This window comes from Bacillus sp. YC2 (assembly GCF_019891195.1).
GTDB lineage: Bacteria > Bacillota > Bacilli > Bacillales > Bacillaceae > Bacillus.
On the sequence record NZ_JAHXDO010000001.1, the window covers coordinates 374,051 to 393,476 of the forward strand.

20 protein-coding genes are annotated in these 19,426 nt (G+C 47.9%); all 20 read right to left on the bottom strand.

What is annotated here, in order from left to right:
• Nucleotides 1–31 precede the first annotated feature (31 nt).
• Nucleotides 32–781: an arylamine N-acetyltransferase family protein gene (locus KY305_RS01870; protein ID WP_223061107.1), complete on the bottom strand. Its 750-nt coding sequence runs from the start codon at nt 779–781 to the stop codon at nt 32–34.
• A 24-nt stretch (nt 782–805) separates the two neighbouring features.
• Nucleotides 806–1,063, bottom strand: coding sequence for an HPr family phosphocarrier protein (locus KY305_RS01875; protein ID WP_223061108.1), 258 nt, complete (start codon nt 1,061–1,063; stop codon nt 806–808).
• 23 nt (nt 1,064–1,086) lie between these two features.
• Nucleotides 1,087–2,037, bottom strand: coding sequence for a DNA-binding protein WhiA (gene whiA, locus KY305_RS01880; protein ID WP_223061109.1), 951 nt, complete (start codon nt 2,035–2,037; stop codon nt 1,087–1,089).
• 24 nt (nt 2,038–2,061) lie between these two features.
• Nucleotides 2,062–3,015 (bottom strand): gluconeogenesis factor YvcK family protein, encoded by a 954-nt coding sequence (locus tag KY305_RS01885; RefSeq protein ID WP_223061110.1) that lies wholly within the window; start codon nt 3,013–3,015, stop codon nt 2,062–2,064.
• 1 nt (nt 3,016) lies between these two features.
• Nucleotides 3,017–3,904: an RNase adapter RapZ gene (gene rapZ / locus KY305_RS01890; protein ID WP_223061111.1), complete on the bottom strand. Its 888-nt coding sequence runs from the start codon at nt 3,902–3,904 to the stop codon at nt 3,017–3,019.
• A gap of 25 nt (nt 3,905–3,929) precedes the next feature.
• Nucleotides 3,930–4,397, bottom strand: coding sequence for an 8-oxo-dGTP diphosphatase (locus KY305_RS01895; protein WP_223061611.1), 468 nt, complete (start codon nt 4,395–4,397; stop codon nt 3,930–3,932).
• 277 nt (nt 4,398–4,674) lie between these two features.
• Nucleotides 4,675–5,625: a thioredoxin-disulfide reductase gene (trxB, locus tag KY305_RS01900; protein WP_223061612.1), complete on the bottom strand. Its 951-nt coding sequence runs from the start codon at nt 5,623–5,625 to the stop codon at nt 4,675–4,677.
• A gap of 206 nt (nt 5,626–5,831) precedes the next feature.
• Entirely contained in the window at nt 5,832–7,244 is a 1,413-nt protein-coding gene (cwlO, locus tag KY305_RS01905) for a peptidoglycan DL-endopeptidase CwlO (RefSeq protein WP_223061112.1), read from the bottom strand.
• 454 nt (nt 7,245–7,698) lie between these two features.
• On the bottom strand, nt 7,699–9,153 hold the full coding sequence (locus tag KY305_RS01910; RefSeq protein ID WP_223061113.1) for a tetratricopeptide repeat protein: 1,455 nt from the start codon (nt 9,151–9,153) through the stop codon (nt 7,699–7,701).
• 115 nt (nt 9,154–9,268) lie between these two features.
• On the bottom strand, nt 9,269–10,330 hold the full coding sequence (locus tag KY305_RS01915) for a sensor histidine kinase (protein ID WP_223061114.1): 1,062 nt from the start codon (nt 10,328–10,330) through the stop codon (nt 9,269–9,271).
• Nucleotides 10,327–11,004, bottom strand: a complete 678-nt coding sequence (locus KY305_RS01920; protein ID WP_223061115.1) for a response regulator transcription factor — start codon at nt 11,002–11,004, stop codon at nt 10,327–10,329. Before KY305_RS01920 ends, KY305_RS01915 begins: the two co-directional genes overlap by 4 nt.
• Nucleotides 11,005–11,017: 13 nt before the next feature.
• Nucleotides 11,018–12,787, bottom strand: coding sequence for an ABC transporter ATP-binding protein (locus tag KY305_RS01925; protein WP_223061116.1), 1,770 nt, complete (start codon nt 12,785–12,787; stop codon nt 11,018–11,020).
• A gap of 221 nt (nt 12,788–13,008) precedes the next feature.
• A complete protein-coding gene (hisIE, locus tag KY305_RS01930) occupies nt 13,009–13,629 on the bottom strand; it encodes a bifunctional phosphoribosyl-AMP cyclohydrolase/phosphoribosyl-ATP diphosphatase HisIE (protein ID WP_223061117.1) in 621 nt (206 codons plus the stop codon).
• Nucleotides 13,626–14,384, bottom strand: a complete 759-nt coding sequence (gene hisF, locus KY305_RS01935; protein WP_223061118.1) for an imidazole glycerol phosphate synthase subunit HisF — start codon at nt 14,382–14,384, stop codon at nt 13,626–13,628. The genes hisIE and hisF overlap by 4 nt, the downstream gene beginning before the upstream one ends.
• Complete coding sequence (gene hisA / locus KY305_RS01940; RefSeq protein ID WP_223061119.1) at nt 14,381–15,118, bottom strand: 1-(5-phosphoribosyl)-5-[(5-phosphoribosylamino)methylideneamino]imidazole-4-carboxamide isomerase; 738 nt, start codon at nt 15,116–15,118, stop codon at nt 14,381–14,383. The genes hisF and hisA overlap by 4 nt, the downstream gene beginning before the upstream one ends.
• The gene (gene hisH / locus KY305_RS01945) at nt 15,115–15,753 is read right to left on the bottom strand and encodes an imidazole glycerol phosphate synthase subunit HisH (protein WP_223061120.1); all 639 of its coding nucleotides are present in this window, start codon (nt 15,751–15,753) and stop codon (nt 15,115–15,117) included. Before hisH ends, hisA begins: the two co-directional genes overlap by 4 nt.
• The gene (gene hisB / locus KY305_RS01950; protein ID WP_223061121.1) at nt 15,754–16,338 is read right to left on the bottom strand and encodes an imidazoleglycerol-phosphate dehydratase HisB; all 585 of its coding nucleotides are present in this window, start codon (nt 16,336–16,338) and stop codon (nt 15,754–15,756) included. It lies immediately after the preceding gene.
• The gene (gene hisD / locus KY305_RS01955) at nt 16,304–17,617 is read right to left on the bottom strand and encodes a histidinol dehydrogenase (RefSeq protein WP_223061122.1); all 1,314 of its coding nucleotides are present in this window, start codon (nt 17,615–17,617) and stop codon (nt 16,304–16,306) included. The genes hisB and hisD overlap by 35 nt, the downstream gene beginning before the upstream one ends.
• Nucleotides 17,614–18,255 (bottom strand): ATP phosphoribosyltransferase, encoded by a 642-nt coding sequence (gene hisG, locus KY305_RS01960; protein ID WP_223061123.1) that lies wholly within the window; start codon nt 18,253–18,255, stop codon nt 17,614–17,616. Before hisG ends, hisD begins: the two co-directional genes overlap by 4 nt.
• A complete protein-coding gene (locus KY305_RS01965) occupies nt 18,248–19,420 on the bottom strand; it encodes an ATP phosphoribosyltransferase regulatory subunit (protein WP_223061124.1) in 1,173 nt (390 codons plus the stop codon). The genes hisG and KY305_RS01965 overlap by 8 nt, the downstream gene beginning before the upstream one ends.
• Nucleotides 19,421–19,426: the final 6 nt, after the last annotated feature.

Here is a 19,426-nt window from a genome sequence, read left to right on the forward strand (position 1 = left end):
AAAAACGGCTTCCCCGAGGGAAACCGTTTTTTTATGAATGACAAAAGAATTCATCAAGCTTTCGGTCAAAGTCATGAGGCTTAATTTCTTCTTTGCTCGTTTCGCCTTTTTTGCAGACCGTAAAATGACGGTCAGATAAAACCAAGTGCCCCTCCGGCGTCCGCTTAGAAGCGAGCGGGCTTTTGTTGAACGGGGATTGGTCATGCTCGCAGATGATCTGTTTCATGACCCCCAGATCCTCTTCGCCGATTTCTTCAAGAGAAAATGCGTAACCGGTCTGCCAGCCATCTCCTTTGTTGATTTCAAGCAGATGTGTCCCGAGTTCCGTTTGTTCTTTTCTCACACGAAACGCTCCGGCGGCAGATACCGTCTCGGCGCCGGACAGCGGAACGGGCTGCATGGCGAGATTGAGGCCAAAGCCTGTATCGGCGATGAATTGATCCCCTCCGGCAGAAAGCAAGACAGCCGCATGCGTGTCGGGCAGCGCCCAGCCGTTATTCCAGACCGTCCCGCGAATCAATTTGACGTCAAATCCGGCTTCTTTCAGGATGAAATAAAGCAAGCCGTTCAGGTCATAACACAAGCCGCCATAAAGCTCCTTGACCATATGCCGCCAAAGCCCTTCTTTCGTGACGTCATACTCTTTTCTTTTTAAAACTGAGCGATTTTCAAATGGAAACCGGTACGCAAGCGCCTCTAAAAAATCGGGAAGGTCGTCAAAATCGAGTGATTCCTTTTCCCAGCCTATCGTTTGAAAACAGTCTTTCAGGAACTCATTCATAGTCCCGGCCTCCTCACAGAGCGCTTACACTTCTTCCTGAACGTAAGCCGTCAGCTTTTCAAGCGCTTCCTTTTCATCTTCGCCGTCTGCGATCAAGGTGACTTCCGCCCCCGTGCTGACCGCCAGGCTCATTAATCCCATAATGCTTTTGGCATTTACTTTCTTTCCGTTCTTCTCAAGAAACACATCTGACACATAACGATTTGCTTCTTGTACAAATAATGCAGCAGGACGCGCCTGCAATCCCGTCTTTAATCGCACTTCCACTTTCTCTTGAACCATAAGATCTCCCCTTTTCTGTACGGTTATTTCAAAGTGATGCTTTGCCCTGTCCGCAGCTGTTCTGCGATTTCATCGAGCTTTCTCAGCCTGTGATTGATGCCGGATTTGCTGATTTTCCCGCTTGTTACCATTTCCCCTAGTTCTTTCAGCGTGACTTCTTGGTAATCAATCCGCAGCTGCGCAATTTCACGCAGCTTGTCGGGCAGCGCCTCAAGCCCGATTCGTTCATCAATGTATTTAATATTCTCCACTTGTCTGAGTGAAGCCCCGATGGTTTTGTTTAAGTTAGCTGTTTCACAATTAACGAGCCGATTCACTGAGTTTCTCATATCTCTGACAATCCGCACATCTTCAAAACGCAGAAGCGAATTGTGGGCGCCGATGACATTCAGAAATTCAGTGATTTTTTCCGCCTCTTTTAAGTAAGTAATATAGCCTTTTTTGCGCTCAAGCGTTTTGCTGTTTAGCTGAAACTCATTCAGCAGCTCGCATAATGAATCGTTATGTTCCTTGTAGAGCGAAAAGATTTCCAAGTGGTACGACGAGGTTTCCGGATTATTGACAGAACCTCCGGCCAAAAACGCCCCTCTCATATAAGAGCGCTTGCAGCATCGTTTTGCAACCAATTCTTCAGAAATATTCCGTTCAAATACAAAGTTCTCTCCGAGTATTTTTAATTCCTCTAAGATCAGCTTTGCGTTTTCAGAAAAGCGTACAATATAGACATTATTCTTTTTCAGCCGCATTTTCTTTCTGACTAACAGTTCGACCGATACATCATATTGTTTCTTCAGCAATGTATAAATGCGGCGGGCAATCGCCGCATTTTCGGTTTGAACGTCAAGCACGAGATGGCGGTTTGAAAATGATAGTGAACCGTTCATCCGAATCAGTGAAGACAGCTCCGCCTTGGCACAGCAGCCCTTCACTTCCAGATTCGTCAGTTCTTTTTTTGTTTCTGATGCAAATGACATATGAGCCACCTCATTTCAAGGCTTCTAGTCTCTTAATAAATCCACGAGAAGAGAAGCCGCTTTATGTGTATCGTGACGGATTACGCCATTTTTATACGTTATGATTTGATCCCTGATCACCTCAAGCCCCATGGCTTTCAGTTTCTCGACATTAAAATCGACCGGGCGTGCCAGTTCCTTCGCATACTTACTCTTTATTTCGTCAGGAATGTCCTCATTGTTGATTAAAATCGTATCAATAAACGGCTGTTCCATATGGTCATTCAGCGCTTTGACATGATCAGCCGCGCTGTAATTGAGCGTTTCGCCTGGCTGTGTCATAACGTTGCAGATATAGACCTTTTTGGCACTGGCCTTGACGACTTCCTCGCCGATTTTCGGCACGAGCAGGTTGGGAAGGATGCTTGTGTACAGGCTTCCCGGACCGATAATTATTAGATCGGCTTGACGGATCACTTCGATCGTTTCCGGCAGCGGATCAATTTTTTCCGGGGTCAAAAACACCCGTTTAATGCGCTGGCCGTAAGAAGGGATCGTTGATTCTCCCGAGACGACCTGCCCGTCCTCCATTTCAGCATGAAGAACGACACTGGTGTTGGCAGCGGGCAGCACCCTGCCGCGGACGTTCAGCACCTTGCTCATTTCGGTGACAGCGTGAAAGAAATCACCGGTTATATTTGTCATCGCTGCCAAAATTAAATTGCCCAGTGAGTGGCCGGTTAAGTCGCCTCCTTTATTGAAGCGATGCTGAAACAGATTTTCAACGAGCGGCTCTACATCTGATAAGGCGGCTAATACGTTGCGGATGTCACCCGGCGGCGGAATTTGCAGTTCGTCCCTCAGACGCCCCGAACTTCCGCCGTCGTCAGCGACCGTGACAATCGCCGTAATATCAACGGGCTTATGCTTTAATCCGCGAAGCAGCACGGACAGTCCCGTTCCGCCGCCAAAGATTGCGATTTTCGGTTTTTTATTCATTTTATTTCCTGCTTCTCTTTTCAATGTCCCGGTGAGTGACATGAGTATAAAAATCCTTTTTAAAATAGTCAGCCAAATACTCAGCGAGTGTGACGGAACGGTGCTGGCCTCCCGTACATCCGATCGCGATGACGAGCTGGCTTTTTCCTTCCCGTTTATAAGACGGAAGCATAAACCCGAGCAAATCAACAAGCTTTTCAATAAACTTCTGTGTTTCATTCCACTTCATGACATACGATGAAACTTCTTCATCTTTCCCCGTGAGCGGACGCATGCTTTCAATGTAAAACGGATTCGGCAGAAACCTTACATCAAACACAAGGTCGGCATCAATCGGCAGCCCGTATTTAAAACCGAATGACATGACATTAACGGTAAAGGTTTCCCCCTGATTCGTAGCAAAGTGCGCGACGATTTTTTCACGCAAATCGCGGGGCTTCATGTCTGACGTGTCATAGATCAGCTGGGAACGTCCTTTCAGCTCATCTAACAGCTGGCGCTCAAGGGCGATTCCTTCAAGAGGCAGCCCTGTGGCGGCCAGCGGATGGGAACGTCTCGTTTCTTTGTATCTCGTCACAAGGATTGAATCCTTTGCATCTAAAAAGAGAATGCGCGGTGTAATCCACGGGCTTTCTGCCATTTCATCCAGCGCCTCAATCAGCCTGTCAAAAAATTCGCGGCCTCGCAAATCCATGACAAGTGCGACCTTGCTCATTTTTGAACTTGATTCTTTCATCAGCTCCAAAAATTTCGGCAGCAAGGAAGGCGGCAGGTTATCGACGCAAAAATAGCCGAGGTCCTCAAAGCTTTGAATTGCGACGGTTTTCCCCGCTCCAGACATTCCCGTTATAATGACGAGCTGAATATCATGATTTTCATTCACACTCATCTTTCTCCCCCCTGAGGTCTTTCATTTATTTAATATGCTGCGGATCTAAACGATAGCTGAGCAGCTTAAAATCCGGCGTATACGTAAAGGTACCGTGTAAAAGCCCTTGCCCCTTGATCATAAAATCAAGGATATGCCCGTCTCCGGGAGCCATCGGAAGGCTGTGGATATCTTTTACATCGTGCCACTGCAAAATGCCTTCTTCAGATTCAGAGACATTTCGGCCTGTGTAGGAATCTGCGACAAATGTAAACATCATCCACTCTGACACGATTTGTTCCTGTTCCTTCATAATAAAGGTGAACACGCCTTTTAACTGCGGATTCAATATATAAATACCCGTCTCTTCTCTATACTCTCTGATGACGGAATCTCTGACTGATTCGCCGCTCTCCATTTTCCCGCCGGGCGCGACCCACCAGCCGCGTCTCGGCTTTTGGAGAAGGAGAACTTGATCATCAGTCTGAAGCACACAATTTGTCACTCTTTGCACAAGTACGTCACCTAACTTTCTCAACAAATCATCGTCTCTTCATTATACCGTTTCGGCATGCCTCTCACAATGCAGAGACACCGACAACCTTTTCTTTTATTTGACAGAAAACAAAATTTCGCAAAAAAAGGGCACGGATACTGAAAGATCCGTGCCAAAGTGTGTTCATATAAAAAGGGGGTCAATTACTAGTTTTATCTTAAAACATCAGTATTTCACCCGTGTTACAGAGGAATTAAAACCCAGTAACGATTAGAAAACCAAACATTACAGCCGATTATTTGACGGTTTTCAGCGTCTCTTGAAGCTCTTCTACATAATGCTGAACGCTCTGCGCGGCAACACTGCCGTCGCCGGTGGCTGTTACGATTTGACGAAGCGATTTTTCACGGATGTCTCCGGCAGCGAAAATACCGGGCACTTTTGTTTCCATTCGGTCATTTGTTTCGATGTAGCCTTCTTCATTTGTAATGCCCAGATTTTCAAACGGTTTAGAAAGCGGAAGCATGCCGACGTAGATAAAGACGCCGTCTGCTTTGAATTCTTCCTCTTCTCCGCTGACTGTATCCACAAGAGTGAGCTTGCCGACTTTTCCGTTTTCCTCATGAATTTCTTTTACGGTTTTATTCCATTTGAAGTCCACTTTGTCGTTATCAAAGGCACGTGCCTGAAGAATGCTTTGCGCGCGCAGTTTGTCACGTCTGTGGACAATTGTGACCTTTGAAGCGAATCGTGTTAAATAGACGCCTTCTTCAACCGCGGAGTCTCCGCCGCCGACAACGACAAGCTCTTTGCCTTTAAAGAAAGCGCCGTCACATACCGCACAGTACGATACGCCGCGGCCGCCCAGTTCTTTTTCACCGGGAACGCCGATCTTTTTGTATTCCGCACCGGCAGAAATGACGATGGCGCGGGCTTTATATTCTTTTGAACCGGCTTTAACCGTTTTGTACTCTTTTCCGTCAACGATTTCTTTAATGTCGCCGTACGCATATTCCGCACCGAATTTTTTTGCGTGCTCAAACATTTTATTAGAAAGTTCAGGGCCGAGAATGCTTTCAAAACCCGGATAGTTTTCAACATCCTCTGTGTTGGCCATTTGGCCGCCCGGAATTCCTCTTTCGATCATTAATGTGGATAAATTCGCTCGTGATGTGTATACGGCTGCCGTCATCCCCGCGGGACCCGCGCCGATAATGATCACATCATAAATCTTTTCTTCAGACACCATGATTCACTCCTTTTCGAAATGGGGCGTAACCTATATGATAAGAATCCCCATCAATCGTATTCCTTACCCATATCCTATAAAATCTTAGGGCAATTCGCTAATTTTTTGCTCATATTTTCTAAAAACCATGATTAGGCAAGCCTTAATCGGGTATACAAATAAAGAAAGAGCCTTCCGGGATAGAAGGCCCTTGTTTGTATCAATTATTGTACGACACGTCTTACGTTGCCGTTGAATGCTTTTTTCCAGTAAGGATTGCTCATAGAATCAACAGATACACCATGGGATGTATTGTCATTCAGGAACGTTCCGTTACCTAAGTAAATGCCGACGTGGCCGTTTGTTTTATACGTATTGAAGAATACTAAGTCGCCGCGTTTCATATCAGACGCGCTGACTGCTTTTCCTCTTCCGATTAATGTATCAGTGTTTGTTCCGCTGGCAGGTCCAAGGTTAACTCCTGCGTTAGCGAAAGCCCAGCGTACAAATGATGAGCAGTCAAAAATACGGTTATTAATATCAGACTGAGTGCGTCCGCCGCCGAATTTGTACGGAGATTGTCCGACAAGGCTTGATCCTACGCTGATTGCACCTTCAATGCCGCCTGAATTAGAAATAACGGATCCGCCGTCAGAGTCATCTGAACCGCCGCTGTTATGAGACGAGCCGCCGGATGTGCTTTTTGGCGTGCTTGAGCTGTCAGATGAGCTTGATGTATCAGCTGAAGCTGCTTTTTGGACAGTTTTTGCTGTCGCTGCAGGCTGGCTGTCATCTGTTTGGTTTTGGTCTTCAGAAGCTTTTTTCGCTTCTTCTTGTTTTTTGATCAATGCAGCTGCTGCCGCTTGCTCTCGTTTAATGCGCGCCTGCTCTTTTTCAGTGTTTGCTTTTTCATTTGCAAGCTGTGACGCTTCTTTTTTCAGTTCAGAAATAGCGGAAGCCGCTTTATTCTGGCTGTTTTTCGCTTCGTCAAAAAGCTTGTCCTTTTGATCGAGCTGTTTGTTCAAGTCTTTTTGCATTGATTCAAGCTTCGCTAAATCGTCTTGAACCTTTTTCAGCTTCACGTTAAGTTCCGCTTCTGAATCTTCTAATTTCGCTTTATCCTGTTCCTGCTGTTTGATCAGGTCTTTATCTGCGTCAACGATAGAAGATACCGCAGTCGCACGGGAAATGAAGTCTCCGAAGCTTGTTGCTCCTAAAAGAACATCTATGTATCCTTGAGAACCGCCGTTTTCCTGTAAAGAACGAACGCGTTTTTTCAGGATTTCATTGCGCTTTTCAATGCGTGCTTCTGTTTCTTTGATTTCTTTTTTCAAATCAGCGATTTGTTTTTTCGTTTTATCGTTTTCTGCTTTTTTATCTTCAATTTTATTACTTGTATCCAACGCCTTCGCGTTAATGTCTTTCAGTTCTTTTTCAATCTTCGCCTGCTTGTTCTGAAGGTCGGACAATTCCTTTTCCTTCTTTTCAATGCTTGAAGCCACGTCAGATTGCTTGCTTTCAATTTTCGCTTTTTTGCTGTCTAATGTTTCCGCCGATGCAGTTTTTGTAAACGGGATCAAAAAACTGCTTGTCCCGATGACGGAAGCCAAACCAAGTGTTAATAAACTCTTTTTCACTTTTTCTTTCCTCCCTTTTACTTTAAACCTGTTCTCATTTGGAATTTCTATTATGAACATCAAAGTTACGCTTCCCCACACACAGTGAGGCTGATGATATTTATGGTATAAATCTCTGAATCTGTTTAACTGGCATACATTTCACAACATATGTAAAAAAAACTAATCTCTTATGTACGAGACTCATTATACCATCATGTTTCGACAATTTTTATTACAGTTATGTTTCAATGTGATGTCAAGTTTCATATTTTGCAAAATTAACTGCAATAATGGTCTTCGTTTTAAGCATAAAAGGTCGGAATACGTATAAAAATCACCTTTTATATCTGTAAAGTTCTGTTTTGCGATATTCAGTTCCGATCTTCTTAGCATGGAGCCGGATGTTACATGAATTTTGCTTTTCAGCCAAAAAAAGAACCGATTCTTTATATAGAAAGAATCGGTTTTTTTCCTATTCTAATATGTCATCGATTAGTTTAATATATTTCGTCAAGGTCGCCGGTGATACTCCGTAACCGGCGGCTGTTTCTTTTTTCGTCGTCTTTTCGCCGTTAGCTTCTTTCCAGACGTATGCAATGGCGGCGGCCCAAGCCCGTTCATTTTTTACCGCAGCTGCGGCGCGGATGTGCTGGATGACGTGGAAGACCCAGCAGCTCATGACGTCTGTCTTTAAGCTGGCTCCTTCCGCCTTCTCCAAAAGCTTGACCGTACGATATGTGAACAGGGCATCGGGAGAGACGCGGGTTGCGTCTTTTTCTCCTGCAAGAAGCAGGCGGACGAAATCTTGTTCGAACGGGGATGTGATCCGTTTAGACGTCAGCACCTTTTCAAGCTGGTCAGTCTCTCCTTTGGCGCTGCTGATATAATACGCGGCAAGCCGCTGTTCAAGAGATACAGGCAGCGGCTCCTGCCGTTCCGCCCAAGGCGCCGGCCGGTCTGATTCCGGAAACTCGTCCTTCAGCTTTTTCCAGATGGTTTCAGCGAACGCCCGGCGGCCTGTCCAATACGCCGAACCGGCAAGCCAGTAATAAAACGTGTCATCGCCTTCAAACCCGCTTTTATACAGAGAACGGAGCCATTTGTAGCCGAGGTCGTGCCTGCCGACAAGCGCCAGGGTGGCCCCCAGTTTATAGCGCTGTTCGAATAAGATCGGATATACGTTGGCGAGCCTGCCGCTTAATTCACCGACTTTCTCATCCTCCCGCTCGTAATAGCAGAAAACAAGGAGGTTGCATAAGGCGTGAAGGTTGCCTTCGTTTTTTTCAAGCACTTCATATACTGTCTGTTTCGCCTTTGAGACATTGCCTGAGTAAAAATAAGCGAGCGCTAAATTATTGTAAGCGGACCAAAGTTCAGGATAATCGGCTGTAATCTCCTCGAGCATGACAACCGCCTCATCAAGCCGCCCGCCTTCAAGAAGCGCTTTAGCCCGGTCTTGTTTGACAAGCAGGTCATCCTGATCATACAATGACTCGTTTTCTCCGCCTTCTCCGAAATCAAGCAGTTCCATCAGATCTTCAATCTCTTCGCTGAATTCTCCGTTCGGCTCTGCGTTGGAATAAGCAGCCGCTTCCTTGTACGCTTCCTGAAAGAGCCCCAAATGCGCATAATTATTTGCTTTAAAATAGTGGCACTCCGGCATTTCTTCCTTCAGGTTCACCAAAATGAAGTCAAACAGCTCGTTTGATTGCTGGTAGTGGCCCATCTCTGAATAGATGACAGCCAGCCGCGAGAGCATTTCAGAATCGTTCGGCTCCAGGCTGACGGCGCGCTGGATGAGCTTGCTTGCCCGTTTTAAGTTCCGCTCTTTATATGCTTTTAAGCCTTTATGAAAAAAATATTGTCCATCTTGAAGCAGCTGGACAATTTGTGCGTGTTTTTTATGTTCAGAAGTGTGTTTTCCCACAAATACCCTCCGTTTTATACGTATTACCGTCAGTAGTATACCATAAAACGGCATTGCCTCAATAGTTCAAAAGATAGGATTCACTGCCTTTTTTACTGGCTGGATCGACCAGATTTTAGATGTTTTTTTCACGAGGCTCAGCAGGAAGCATCACCCGAAAGCGGGTTCCTTCACCGGGCTTGCTTTCTACCTCTATCGTACCTCCGTGAAGCTCAACCAGTTTATGGGCGATGGACAGGCCGAGTCCGCTTCCTCCGGCATTTCTCGCTTTGTCCGCTTTGTAAAAACGTTCAAACACCCGCTCCGCCTGTTCAGGCTCCATTCCGATTCCGTTGTCGGCGATTTCTACAGCCGTTGCTTCCGGCATGTCTGTAATGTTAATTGAGATGCGGCCGCCTTCACCGGTAAATTTCACCGCATTATGAATGAGATTCATCCACACTTGGCTGAGCAGCGCTTCATCTCCATAAACAAACGACTCTTTTAAATCAATGAGAAACTCAATCTGTTTGGCAGACCACTCCGGCTCGCAGGTCAGCACGACACGCCGCAGCTGTTTGTCAATGCGGAACGGCTTTTTTTGAATGGGTTCCTTTTGGCGTTCCAGCGCAGTGAGCTTCAGCAGATTTTCACTGATTTTTGATAATCGTTCCGTTTCTGTTTCAATGATGTGTAAGTAGCGTCCCCGCTCCTCATAGGATAAGTCCGGTTTTTTTAACAAGTGGGCATAGCCTTTTAAAGAAGTAAGCGGGGTCTGGATTTCATGAGAGACGTTAGAAATAAACTCTTGTTTCAGCTTTTCCATTTCATTCAATTCAAGGGCGAGGGTTGTCAGTTCATCCGCAAGCTTCGTTACCGGGTGGTCCCTTTCAATTTTCTCCATCTTCCGGGCGGCAGCTTCAGTGAAGTTGCCGCTCGACATTTGCTTTATTATGGCGGTTAACGAATCCCAAATCGCATGATGTCTTTCACGCGCTGATCTTGAGAAGGCAACCATCGATAAGATCAGCAATCCGAAAACGAGCCAGAGCGTGATGATCTGTTCTGCATACGGCGTTAATAAAAACGGCCACAGCAGCCCGCATCCCTGAATGATCAGGTGGGCGATCAGCCATAAGAAAGCGGTAAACGCTAAAAGGATGATGATTTTCCCTGAGGTTCTGATGACCCGTTTCATTCTGTCACCACAAACCGATATCCGAGCCCCCGCACCGTATGAATGGCAAACGGGTAGTCACTTTCCGGAAACCGTTCTCTCAGCCTTTTAATATGGACATCAACCGTGCGCTCGTCGCCTTCGTAATCAAAACCCCAAATATCTTCTATTAATTGCTCTCTTGAAAACGTCTTATTCGGATACTCTGCAAGCTTAAACAACAGCTCGAATTCACGCCGGGGGAGAGTCATTCCCGTCCCGCCGCTCTGTGTTACGGTGCGTGATTGTTTATCTAATGCCACCGTGCCGATTGTAAGCAGCTTTTCCGCAGTGATCCGATAGCGCTTCAGCAAGGCCTTAACCCTTGCTTCAAGCTCAAGCGGCTCAAACGGTTTAACGAGATAATCGTCCGCCCCGGCAGTAAAACCTTGGACTTTGTCCAAGGTTTCGCCTTTTGCAGTCAGCATTAAAATCGGAATATCCGTAAAGCTCCGGACAGCTTCACTGACTTCAAAGCCGTCCATTTTCGGCATCATCACATCCAATATAATGAGATCCGTGTGTGTTGATTCTATCAATTGAACCGCCGCTTCGCCGTCTTCCGCCTCTATGACGTCAAAACCACTTTGCTGCATCATGAGACGGACAAGCTCACGGATATGGCGGTCATCATCCGCAACCATTATGACAGCCATCAAAATCACTCCTCTACACAGCTTTGTTTTCTAAATCGGCGTTCAGCTTAAGCTGCTGCTCAGCAAAATCGCGGTACAGAGAGTGGGCAGCCATCAGTTCGTGGTGTGTTCCCCGCCCTGTAATTTCTCCCTGCTCAACAAACAGAAGCTGATCCGCATCGACAACCGTGGATAAACGGTGGGCAATCACGATGGTTGTGCGTCCCTTCATCAAGACCTCAAGCGCCTGCTGCACCCATTTCTCGGACTGGCTGTCAAGGCTTGATGTCGCTTCATCAAGCATGAGAATGCTCGGATTGCGCAAAAGCGCTCTGGCAATGGCGATACGCTGGCGCTGTCCGCCTGACAGCATTATGCCCCGTTCTCCGACTTCGGTGTCAAATTGCTTCGGTAAATCTTCAATAAACTGAAGGGCATATGCCATATCGGCCGCTTTTCTGAGTTCTTCATCGGTCACATCGCGTTTTAATCCATAGCAAATGTTTTCGCGGATCGTGCCGGACATTAACGGGCTTTCCTGAGACACGTAGCCGATGTGTTCCCGCCATGATTCAAGCGAATAGCCGTCAATCGGTTCATCTCCGAGCTTAATCGTGCCGGCTGTCGGATTGTAGAAGCGTTCAAGCAGCTTAAATAATGTTGTTTTTCCGCCGCCGCTCGGCCCGACAATCGCAGTGACCTTGCCGGCTTCAATCGTGGCCGTAATGTTTTTTAAGATGATTTGATCCTGCTTATAGCCGAATGATACTTGTTCCAGCTTAATCGGCTGATCAGCGTTTTGAATGTCTTTTCCCGATTGGATGTCTTCTTCTTTTTCAGCAAGAATTTCAATCATACGCTCCGTTGCGCCGACGGATTTTTGCAGCTGTGTAAAAAATGAAGTGATCTGGCCCATCGGCATAATGATTTGGAACAAATACAAAATAAATGCGACGAGTGCGCCTGCGCTCAGTTCGCCTGACGATACCTGCATTCCGCCGTAGCCGATGACAGCGACCAGCGCGGCCATTAACACAAGCGTAATGAGCGGACCGACGAGCGACTGCATCTTCGCTTCACGCAGACCGAGCTTGAACAGCGCCGTAATGCCTTCTTTTCCGCGGCTGTATTCGGCGTCTTCGGCGTTAGATGCTTTGACAAGTCTGATTTCCGGAAGAATGTGGTTCAATAATCCCGTGAATTTTGCTGTTTCATCTTGCGTTTCCCGTGAAATCTTAAACATTTTCCGGCCGATCGGCACTAAAATGAAAGCAGCCAGCGGCACGACGACCACGACAAGCAATGTCAGCTTCCAGTTCATAATAAATAAAATCGTAAGTGATCCGATAACAGAAATCACTCCGGTGATAAACCCGCTGATATTATTTGTAATCAGCTCTTTCACAACCATCGTGTCATTAGTGACGCGGCTGATCGTTTCCCCTGAGGCATTTTTATCAAAATAAGAGACGGGCAGTTTAATTAATTTCTTCCATAATAGATCACGCAGCCCCGAGATGATTTTCTGGCCGCTGTAATTAAGCGCGTATGTCGCGTATGCGCTTAAAGCTGCCTGAACGACAAATACGGCTATGATCAGACCGATTTGTCCGCCTGACAATGAAGACATGGAAAAGCCGTCAACGAGCTGCTTTGTCAATAATGGAATCAGCAGGCTGACGAGCGTCGTCACGATACTGAGGGACAAGGCAAAGGCCAGCATTCCGTATGATGGTTTTGTTTTTTTGACTAACGAAAAAAATGAACTGAATTTCCCTTTTGGTTTTGGTTGTTTATTCGGCATATGTTTTCCTCCTATATCACTGTCTATACTATAACGGCTGAGCATGAACGGAATATGAACAAAACGAACATTTTTTATAAAAACCGGTCTGATTATACACGAAAAATATTCGTTCTGCTTCTACTAGTCAATATTACCAAATTCACTTCCGCTAGATTGCAATATTAGGAATATTTCATTAAAATATAAGAAACCTCACGGATCATCCCCGTGAGGTTTCTTCAGTCAGACTCAGAATGGCGTTTTTTGAGCACCTCAAGCACATCATCAAGCGGAAGTGCCTGCTCGCGTAACAGAACGAGCAAATGATACAATAAATCGGCTGATTCCCATTTTAATTCTTCATGGTCGCGGTTTTTCGCGGCAATGATTACTTCAGCGGCTTCTTCACCCACTTTTTTGAGGATTTTATCGACGCCTTCTCGGAATAGGTACGTCGTATAGGCTCCTTCCGGCATCTCTGCCTGCCGTTTGGCGATCACACTTTCCAGCTCATTTAAAATACTGAAGCGATCCGTCCCTTCCGCTTTTTCCGGTGAAAAACAGCTGTAGCTGCCTGTATGGCAAGCGGGCCCGGACGGCTCCACAAGCAAGATCAGCGCATCTTGGTCGCAATCGTAACGAATGCCTTTGACGGCTTGGGTATTCCCCGATGTGCCCCCTTTATGCCATAGCTCCTGACGTGAACGGCTGTAAAACCATGTTTCGTTCGTTTCCAGCGTTTTTTCATAGGATTCCCGGTTCATATAAGCCAGCGTCAGAACTTCCTTGCTTGCCGCATCCTGTACAATGGCGGGGATCAGCCCGTCCTCGTTAAACCTCAGTTCATCTGCCCGCTTCATCTTACATTCACCCCGTGTTTCTTCATATAGTCTTTCACTTCTTTAATCGATGTTTCTTTGTAATGGAATATTGATGCCGCAAGCGCGGCATCCGCTTCCCCCTTTGTAAAGGCTTCAAGCATGTGGCGGGCGCTGCCTGCGCCGCCTGAAGCGATCACCGGCACGGGTACGGCTCTTGACACGAGCTTTGTAAGCGTATGGTTAAAGCCTGTTTTCTCCCCGTCTGAATCCATACTTGTCAAAAGGATTTCGCCGGCTCCGCGTTTGACGGCTTCTTTTGCCCAGGCTGTAACCTCCCAATCGGTTTTCTTTCTGCCGCCGTGTGTGTAAACCTTGAAGGAGTCACAATCCTTGTCGTATTTGGCGTCAATCGCCAGCACGATGCATTGCGAGCCGAAGAATTCCGCTCCTTCCGTAATCAGCTCGGGACGGAAGACGGCCGCAGTATTGACCGACACCTTATCCGCGCCGGCGCGAAGAATTCTTTTCATATCGCTCAATTGATTGATACCGCCGCCGACCGTAAACGGAATAGCCAGCTTTGCCGCCACTTGTTCAACGACGTCTGTCATCGTCTTCCGTCCTTCATGCGAAGCGGAAATATCGAGAAAGACGAGCTCGTCAGCACCCTCCCTGTCATATGCCTCAGCCAGTTCGACAGGATCGCCTGCATCTTTCAGCCCGAGAAATTGAATGCCTTTGACAACGCGGCCCTCTTTGACGTCAAGACACGGAATCACCCGTTTCGTTATCATGTGCTCTTCACCCCGCTGAGCGCTTCCGCCAATGTAAACTGTCTCGTATACAGCGCTTTTCCGATAATCGCTCCTGATACGCCGTCTTCCTTGAAGCGGGCGAGCGCCTTGAGATCAGCGACCGAGCTTACTCCGCCGGAGGCGATGACTGTTTTGCCCGTCTCCTTCGCCAGCCGAACGGTGCTTTCGATGTTCGGTCCGGAGAGCATTCCGTCGGTTGCAATATCAGTAAAGATGAAGGTTTCAGCTCCTTCATTCGCCAATTCACGGCCAAGCTCTTCTGCCTTTACCGCAGAGGTCTCAAGCCAGCCTTCCGTTGAGACAAAGCCGTTTCTCGCATCAAGGCCGATCGCGATTTTCTCTCCGTATTGTTTCAGCATGTTTTTCACAAACGACGGGTTAGAGACGGCTGAACTGCCGAGAATGACACGATCAACGCCTTGAGATAAGTAGCCGTACACATCTGCCTCGGAGCGTATGCCGCCGCCGACTTCGACTTTCACATTAAGCTGCTGCGCGATGTTGAGCACATGGCGGTCATTCACTTTCTGCCCTTCTTTCGCCCCGTCGAGGTCAACGAGATGAATCCATTCGGCTCCTTCTTGTACAAACAATGCTGCCATGTCTAACGGCGAGTCTCCGTAAATTGTTTCCTTATCATAATCACCTTGGATAAGGCGGACGCATTTGCCGTTTCTCATATCTATTGCCGGATATAATGTAAAAGCGCTCATTTCTTCACCTTCTGTTCCTCTGCCATTTTTGTAAATCGGGTTAAGATTGCCATTCCGACGGTGCTGCTTTTTTCTGGGTGGAACTGCGCTCCGAAAACATGATGTTTGCCGACGACCGCGGGAACACGGACGCCGTAATCGGCGCTTGCCAAAAGCGCGCTGTCTTCCATCCCGTCTATATAATAGGAATGAACGAAGTAAGCGTATCCTTCCTCAACTTCCGAAAGCAGCGGAGACTTATTGTGAAACGTCAGGCGGTTCCAGCCCATATGCGGCACCTTCAGCCTGTTTCCTTCTGCATCCCGGTCTTTCAGTTTGACGGCTTTCCCGGTTAACAAACCCAGTCCTTTTGCAGATCCGTTTTCCTCGCTTTCTTCAAAAATGAGCTGCATGCCGAGGCAGATGCCGAGAAGCAGCTTGCCTTCATCTGTAATGCGGTGAATGAATTGATCAAGCGTCGAGCTGCGTAAATTGTCCATCGCGTCGCTGAATGATCCGACGCCGGGGAGAATGAAGGCATCTGCCTTTTGCAGCTCTTCCGGCCGGTCAGATACCATATAGGGAGCGCCCACGCGTTCCAGTGCCTTTGATACGCTGTATAAATTGCCCATTCCGTAATCTATCACACCGATCATTTACAGCATCCCTTTCGTAGATGGTATCCCTTTGACGCGGGGATCAATGGCCGACGCTTCATCAAGCGCCCTTCCAAGCGCCTTAAACACGGCTTCTATCATGTGGTGGGTATTCGTTCCGTAATGAACGATGACATGCAGATTCATTCGTGCTTCCAGCGCAAGTTTCCATAAAAACTCATGGACAAGCTCGGTATCAAATGTGCCGACCTTGGCCGCCGGAAACTCAGCGCGCATCTCTAAGTGCGGCCTGTTGCTCAAATCGACGACAACCTGGGCGAGCGCCTCATCCATCGGCACAAACGCCGAGCCGTAGCGTTTGATGCCTTTTTTATCACCGAGTGCTTCAAGGAGAGCCTGCCCCAAGCAAATGCCGATATCCTCAGTCGTATGATGATCATCAATCTCCGTATCGCCTTTTGCATTGACGGATAAATCGAATTGCCCGTGCTTTGTAAACAAATCAAGCATATGTGTCATAAACGGCACGTCCGTGCTGATGTCCGCTTTTCCTTCTCCGTCTATTCCGAAAGCCAGCTGAATATCCGTCTCATTTGTTTTTCTGGCCCGTTCCGCTTTTCTCATCTTTTATTCCTCCGTTTCTTGCCTCGATGGATCTTGCGTGTGCTTCAAGTCCTTCCAGCCTCGCAAAGGCGGCAATGCTGTCCGCGTGTGTTTCAAAAGCGGTTTGGCTGTAGGAAATGATGCTTGATTTCTTTTGAAAATCAGTTACATTCAGCGGACTCGAAAACCGTGCCGTTCCATTTGTCGGGAGCACGTGGTTCGGCCCTGCAAAATAATCGCCGACCGGTTCAGCGCTGTAGCGGCCTAAGAAAATCGCCCCCGCGTGTTTGATGCTGCCAAGCAAGGCTTCAGGCGAACGGGTGATGATTTCTAAATGCTCAGGTGCGAGCGCGTTAACCGTATCAATCGCATCTTTCATCGTTTCCGCGACATAAATCTGTCCGTAATTTGTTATAGATGCTTCCGCAATCGCTTTTCGCGGAAGGGTTTGAAGCTGTTTGCCGACCTCCTCGGACACGGCTTCGGCAAGTGTCTGGGAATCTGTGACAAGTACGCTTGAACTGAGCATGTCATGCTCGGCCTGTGAAAGCAGGTCAGCAGCGACTTCCTGCGGTATGGCCGAATCATCGGCCAGCACGACAATCTCACTCGGCCCGGCAATCATGTCGATATCCACATCACCGAATACTTCGCGTTTTGCCAGCGCCACAAATATATTTCCCGGCCCTGTGATCTTATCAACCGGTTTTATCGTTTCCGTGCCATATGCAAGGGCGGCAATGGCCTGAGCGCCGCCTGCTTTGTAGATCTCCCGGATGCCGAGCTCGGATGCCGCCGCAAGCACGCCCGGCGAAAGCCGTCCGTCCTTTCCCGGAGGACTGACGAGTACAATCCGTTCCACTCCCGCCGTTTGCGCGGGAATGACATTCATTAAAACAGACGACGGATAAGCGGCCGTCCCGCCAGGCACATACACGCCCGCGGAATCGAGCGCCGTTATTTTCTGCCCGAGCATCGTGCCGTCCTTACGATGGTAGAACCAAGAGGATTGCAGCTGCCGTTCGTGATATTCTGTAATGTTTGCGATCGCCTGTCTGATCACTTGCAGCAGCTGATCATCAAGGAGACGGTACGCTTCAGCAATTTCTTCTTCGCTGACGGCAGTCTGAGCCAGATCAATGCCGTCAAATTTTGCTGTGAAGGCGGAGACGGCTTTGTCACCGTTTTGCCTGACGTCTTCAATGATGGCTCTGACGGTTTTCCGCTGTTCTTCCGTTCCGCTGTCGATGGAACGCTTCAGAGAAAACCGGTCGCTGCTTGTAATGGCTGTTATTTTCATTTTGCCGTTTCTCCTTCCACAACCCGCGCCAATCGGGCCGCCATTTCATCAATTACTTCATCTTTCATTCGATAGCTGACCGGGTTCACGATAAAACGGGATGTAATCTCACATATATGTTCTGATTCGACGAGTCCGTTTTCCTTTAGCGTCCGGCCTGTTGACACAATGTCAACGATTCTGTCAGCAAGCCCGATTAACGGCGCCAATTCGATTGAACCGTTCAGTTTGATGATTTCCACCTGCTCGCCCTGCTCTCTGAAATAACTTGACGCAACATTCGGATACTTCGTCGCAATCCTCGGGGCAACGCCGTTCCAATCAGCGTCAGGCAGTCCGGCAACGGCGAGATGGCATTTGCTGATTTTTAGATCGAGCACCTCATACACATCGCGTTCTTCTTCAAGCATGACATCCTTCCCCGCAATACCGGCATCAGCGACACCATGCTCGACATATGTTGTGACGTCCATCGGCTTTGCTAAAATAAAACGGAGATTTTCCTCGGGAACGTCGATGATCAGCTTTCTCGATTCTTCGAACTCCTCCGGCAGCTTGTATCCGGCCTGGCGCAAAAGACTCGCCGCTTCTTCAAATATCCGTCCCTTTGGCATTGCCATTGTGAGTACCTTACCCATTTTGCTCTTCCTTTCTGGCACCGATAAAGTATGTGACGTTTGCGAATGATTTTGTCATATGATCAATATTTTCAATTCCTGATAAGTCCTGCAAGACGACTTTTCTGCCTTTCGCCCTTTCTCCCTCAGCGAATAAAATGGCTTGCACCCGCTGTTCCTTGCTGAAAATAACGGCGTCCGCTTCGCTTGTTTTGCCTTTAATGCCGAGCGCTTCAATCAGCCTGTCAACCCGAAGGCCGAAACCTGTGGCTGGGGCCGGATTGCCGAAATGGCCGAGCAGGTTGTTATAACGGCCCCCGCTCCCGATGACAAACCCGACGTTTGCCGCGTACACTTCGAATAAAATACCTGTGTAATAACTCATATGGCTCACCATGCTCAGATCGAGGCGGACGTTTTCAGTACAGCCGTAATCTTCAAGAATGTCCCATAAATCTTTCAGCTCCTGAATTACGCTTTTGCCGGAAGTCCCGATGACATCTTCCGCTTTGGCGCAAATCTCTTTTCCGCCCCGCAATTCGAGAAGCCCGATCAGCCGGCTTTTATCGATTGAAGAAAGCGGGAGCGATTTGACGTGCTCTTTGTAGCCCACGTAGTTTTTTTCATATAGAAAGCGCCGCAGGACATCCGCCCGTTCTGTATTGCCGAGCACCTCCACAAACAGTTCATCCGCAAGCCCGGCATGGCCGATAGCGATTTTAAATTGCTGCAGGCCGGCGTTTTTCAGAGCGCCGGCCGCCAGCGCAATGACCTCGGCGTCCGCGCTTGTTGAACCATCACCGATCAGCTCTGCGCCGACCTGTTCGAATTCAGCCGGACGGCCGCCTTCACGCTCTTGGGCGCGAAACACGTTTGCCGCATATCCGGCCCTGAGCGGATGATCGTGTTTGTGCAGCTTTGACGCCGCCACCCTCGCAATCGGCCCGGTCATGTCGGGACGCAGCACCAATGTTTTTCCGTCCTGATCCAGAAGCTTGAACAGCTGCTGCTCTTCGATTGCGGACTGGACACCCACCGTCTCATAGAACTCAAGTGTCGGAGTCTCCATAAATTGATAACCCCATTTATCAATCAAATCCGTTAACGCGAAACGGACCTTCTTCTTTGCTTCATATAAACCGGGCAGCGTATCTCTCATGCCGTGCGGTTTTTCGAACATAAACATTGCCTG